The 910-nt window shown below is 67.9% G+C and carries 1 protein-coding gene; it reads right to left on the bottom strand.

What is annotated here, in order from left to right; all coding sequences use genetic code 11:
• Positions 1-910 (bottom strand): class I SAM-dependent methyltransferase (locus F6S12_RS32285; RefSeq protein ID WP_315869929.1); only part of this gene is annotated, 910 nt, incomplete at both ends.

The raw sequence follows: 910 nt of genomic DNA on the forward strand, positions 1-910 counted from the left end.
GCCAGGGCCTGGCGGTCGACCTTGCCGTTGGCGGTCAGGGGCATTTCATCGAGGATCTGCCAGTGGCTCGGGATCATGTACTCCGGCAGGTGCCGGGCCAGATGGGCCCGCATCTGCTCGGGCTCCAGGGCCTGGCGCTCGCTCTTGAAGCGGGTGATGAACAGGTGCTGGCCGATCTGCGACATGGCGTCATCGGCCCCGGGCAGGCACAGCGGGGTCTCGCCTCCGGCCTCCAGCAGCAACTGCTGCCACTGTTCGCGGCGGATGAAGGTGGTATCCAGTTCGGCCCGGAAATCCTCGAAGGCGGTGAGGCCCTCCTTGAACTCCATGGACGCCATGATCTGGTAGGTGTCGCGAGTGGCCTCGATGAAGATCAGCCAGCCGCCCGGGGCCAGCATCTCCCGCAGCCGCGCCAGCACCCGGCTGGCATGCCGCGAGTTGTGCAGCACGTTGGCGCAGAGGATCACGTCCAGGGAGTTGGCGGCCACGCCCTGGGCCCAATGGTCCTGGTTGAGGTCGAACAGCCCGTAGCTGACCCAGGGGTAAGCGGCGAAATGTTCCCGGGCCTCGTTGAGAAAGAACTGCGACAGGTCGGTGAACTGGTAGTCCACCGCCAGCCCGTCCAGGGCCGGGATCAGGTCGGCGCTGGTGCCGCCGACCCCGGCGCCGATTTCCAGCAGGCGCAGGCGCTGGCCGGCCGGACGCTGGCGGATGATCTCCTGCACCGCGGCGCACACCGCCTGGTTCAGGTACTGGCTGATCAGGTTCCTGCGGTAGGCGCCTTCGGCGGTGTCGGTGCGGCCCTGGGGAAACAGCAGGTGCAGCGGGTCCAGTTGGTCGCTCATCAGCGCCGGCAGTTGCTCCTGGCTTTCGCGCAGGTAGCGCAGCACTTCGGCGCCCCAGCCCACGG

The sequence above is a fragment of the Pseudomonas sp. JV245A genome, from assembly GCF_032424515.1.
Lineage (GTDB): Bacteria > Pseudomonadota > Gammaproteobacteria > Pseudomonadales > Pseudomonadaceae > Aquipseudomonas > Aquipseudomonas protegens.